The following is a 4,306-nucleotide window of genomic DNA, read 5'->3' as shown; positions in this document are numbered from 1 at the left end:
CGAATGGAAAGAGATGGCGGGAATTGAAACCTTTGCTTTACAGCATTTGCCCGAAAGACAACAAAACCTTACCGGTAGCGTAAACCTGACTTACAATTTATATCCTGACAACGAACCGGGAGAAGATGCATGGATTACCCCTCTCATGCAAGAAAACAAAGACCTTACCGTCCCCGTCGAATTCTATACCACGGAAAAATGTAATTGGAAATACAGAAATAAGGACTTGCAGGATTTATACGGGTCGCTAATCAAGAAGTTGGACAAGGAGGTGAACATATTTGCTTCTTTTGCACAAGGAAACCAATCGCTCAACTTAATGCAGAAAACGACCAATGGGCATTTCCACATGATTACCCCTAAATTTTATGAAGCATGCATCGTAGACCTCACCGGAACGACAAACGGCGGAAAAGCAGCCGGTTTTACGGAACAATATAAAAAAGGATATGACGATGAAGAACAATATCCCAACTATTATGTCAAGTTAGACCCGTTCTATCCAAAATTCACCCAACCTTATGGGTTCTATCAAGACCTTATCTTCAACAAAACAGACTCCGGTTATACCCCACAAGACAGCAGCACTTTTTTCAACCGCCGCCTCCCGGTCGTAAACATAAGCAACAAAAGAAACGGGCTGAGGAAATTGGATTTGGACAAACCGGCTGTCGTAATGGATGCTTATGAAGCATTCAATCTCATCTCAGACTACGGCCTGAACGGAGGAAAACATGACTGGCGCACCTTTTCACGCCAACTGGCTTTTGCCACGGTCGGCGACATGGGACTTGACAGGCGGTATTTCATCCAAGAACAGTACGATGGCAAACCGTTGAACCTGAAAATCAACCAAGGGACAGACTACCGGAAAGCACTCAAAAAGCACAAATGGGATGTGCAGATAGAAGTTCCTACTGCACCGGACTACAGCAACTCAAAAGAAATCATGAAGAAATACCGCCTGCTCCGCTACCTTGACAAAATCTATATCTACACCGATTATGCCCCTCGCGAACAAGGCAGTTGGAAGTATGCACAAGACAACCAGCCCGAAGTCATCATAGACTACCGCCTCTTCCCCAACGACGGATACCAAAGGACTTATCGGGACCGGCATTACGTCCTGCGAGGCTATGCCGTCTGCGAGGATTTCTACAGCCCCGATTACAGCCGGAAACCTCTGCCTGACACTAAGGACTACCGGCGAACACTACTCTGGATACCGGAAGTCAAGTTCGATGAGAAAGGAGAAGCTACCGTACGGCTCTTCAACAACAGCAAACAGACCGTCATTTCCGTGGAAGCGGAAGGCATCACCGGGAAAGGAAGACCTATCGTTTATAAAAAATAACAGAATACATTGTGATTTTAAAGGGATGTTAAGCGTAATAATAAAAAAACAAAAGTATGAAAAAGGACATTTTCATCTTACTCGCCATAAGCCTGGTCACAAGCGTCTACGTACTGGCAAACTCAGACACCGATTCCCTTTACTGTAAAGTACAAGGATTCGGCATCGGATTGCCACAGGAAAAGGTGTACCTCCACCTCGATAATACCTGCTATTTCTTAGGAGATACAATTTGGTATAAAGGATATGTCACACGAAGCGACAAAGGAACACTCACGGATTTAAGCAAAATACTATATGTGGAATTGCTTACTCCTGACGGGTACTCCGTAGAACGACAACAACTCGAAATGACAAGCGGCACAGCATCCGGAATGTTCATTCTCAAAGATTCACTTTATGCAGGCTACTATGAACTACGTGCCTATACCCGATGGATGCTCAACTTCGGGCAATGTGAATACCCTCACATTTCACGTAAAAGCCATGGCTTTTATAGCCGCAAAATGAAAGATGATTATATAAGGGATTATGAAAAGCTGTATTCCCGGGTGTTCCCCGTCTATAACAAACCCAAAGAAGAAGGACGTTACACCAAAGAAATGACCCTAAGACCCATGAGAAGATATTACAAAGCACGGAAACTGAAACCGACCGCTGTCCTACGCTTTTATCCGGAGGGAGGACACCTTGTGCAAAATACAACCGGGCGGGTTGCCTTGGAACTGAATGACGAAGAAGGCAAACATTTGGAACACATTGACATCACCATCATAGACCAAGACGGGGAGAAAGTCAGCGAATGCCAAACCGACAAGAGAGGAAGGGCCTCATTCATCCTGAAAGACATATCTCCCGAAGGAAAATACAAGGCCACATTCACATTAAAGGAGGTGAAATTCTCCGAAAAGTTACCGGAAGTAGAAAAAAACGGCTGCGCCCTGTCTGTCACACAAACCGACTCCACTGCGGAAGCCTTCATACAAGCCGTAGGAATAGAACGGGAAATCGCACTGCACGTCATGCACCAAGGAGTCTCCAAGTTCTATCTCCCGTTAAGGAAAAATATAAAAGGAGAATATGATATCGTAAAAATCCCGCTCCGGACACTTTCCACCGGAGTAAACCAACTTACAATATTCGACGACGAGGGAAGAATCTATGCGGACCGGCTATTCTTCGTGAACCTCCACGACTATGACAAGCCACAAATAAACATCTCCGGAATGGAAAAACAGTATGAGCCTTTCGACTCCATCACTTTGTGCCTGAAACTTACGGACACGAACAAACAAGGACGAAGCGTGTCGCTCTCCATACGTGACCGGGCTACGGAAGAACCCATATACGACAACGGCACCATGCTCACGGAAATGCTGCTCGCCAGCGAAGTCAGAGGATTCGTGGAAAACCCGGGATTTTATTTCGAAAGCGACGACAGCATTCATCGCCAGGCACTCGACCTGCTCATGATGGTACAGGGCTGGAGAAGATACGAATGGAGAAAGATGGCCGACGTGGAACCGTTCACTCCTAACTGGCTGCCGGAAAAGTTCCAGACTATCGCCGGATGTGTCAACCATGCTGAAAAATGGAATGTGGATTTCAAAAAAGCCAGCAACCTCAAAAGGGAAGTGAATGTATGGGCCATGTTTGTACAAAACGGAAAAACGATTGAACTCAAACAGCCGACAAGAAACGGAACCTTTTACATGCAAACACCAAAAATCTACGGGGAATACATGCTCTTCCTCAGTGCCGCAAAACAGGATAAAGGAACTGACTACATCACCAGAAGCCGACGAAAGGACTTTACCGACGAGGAAGCTTGGCCGGACTATTACGTGAAATTGGATCTTTTCCACCCACACTTTGCCAAACCATACAATTATTATCAGGATGTCCCCCAAAAAGACATGCCACATTTTGAAGGAGAAGACAGCGTCGTCCGCACATCTTTCACCAACAGATATATGCCTGCCGTCACCGTGCAGGCCAAAAGGGGCGGGCTACGCCATTACGACCCCACCAAACCGGCTGTCGTAATCGATGCATACGAGGCTTACAACCTGATGGCAGACTATGGACTGGCCGACCGGCCATTTTACCACATAAGGGAGGACACCATGTGCAGGCTATTGGCATCATTATTCGTGGGAGACATGAATATGCACAGGCAATACTACTACGAGAAAAGATATGACGGAAAAACTCAAAAAACAAAAAACTGGTACCGTTTAGTAAAAGCACCTCTTGAACATGCCATCTCTCCCGTCAAAGTGGAACTTCCAAAGCCCAACATCGGAGGCTATCAGACACTCAGGAAATACCGTCTACTGAGTTGGTTGGACAAATTCTATATCTATACCGATTACGTACCCCGGGAACAAGGCAGTTGGAAATACAAACAGGATAACCAACCCGAAGTCATCATCGACTACCGCCTTTACCCCGACGGCCAATATTTCCCGGCATGCCGCGACCGCCGATACCGCTTGCAAGGCTACGCTGTCTGCGAGGATTTCTACAGCCCCGATTACAGCCGGAAACCTCTGCCTGAAACCAAGGACTACCGGCGCACACTGCTATGGATACCGGAAGTCAAGTTCGATGAGAAAGGAGAAGCTACCGTACGGCTCTTCAACAACGGTAAACAGACCGTCATTTCCGTGGAGGCGGAAGGCATCACTGGGAAAGGAATACCTATCGTTTATAAAAAATAACAGAATACATTGTGATTTTAAAAAGCCTTAAGCGTAATAATAAAAAACAGAGGTATGAAAAAGGGTATTTTCATTTTACTTGCCATAAGCCTGGCCACAAGCGTCTACATACTAGCAAGCTCAGACACCGATTCCATCTACCATAAAGTACAGGGCTTCGGCATCGGGCTGCCACAGGAAAAGGTATATCTCCATCTCGACAATACCTGCTACTTCGTGGGCGATACGA

Annotated in this window: 1 protein-coding gene and 1 pseudogene; both read left to right on the top strand. The window is 46.2% G+C overall.

Annotated features, from left to right (window positions below; genetic code table 11):
- A pseudogene (locus HMPREF9441_RS11640) lies at positions 1-1,354 on the top strand (hypothetical protein); the annotation flags it as partial.
- Positions 1,355-1,410: 56 nt separating this feature from the next.
- Positions 1,411-4,077, top strand: coding sequence for a hypothetical protein (locus tag HMPREF9441_RS11635; RefSeq protein WP_008621367.1), 2,667 nt, complete (start codon positions 1,411-1,413; stop codon positions 4,075-4,077).
- The last annotated feature ends 229 nt before the right edge of the window (positions 4,078-4,306 follow it).

It is taken from the genome of Paraprevotella clara YIT 11840, assembly GCF_000233955.1.
GTDB lineage: Bacteria > Bacteroidota > Bacteroidia > Bacteroidales > Bacteroidaceae > Paraprevotella > Paraprevotella clara.
The sequence above is the reverse complement of the archived record's forward strand: the minus strand, read 5'-3'. Positions and strand labels throughout refer to the sequence as shown.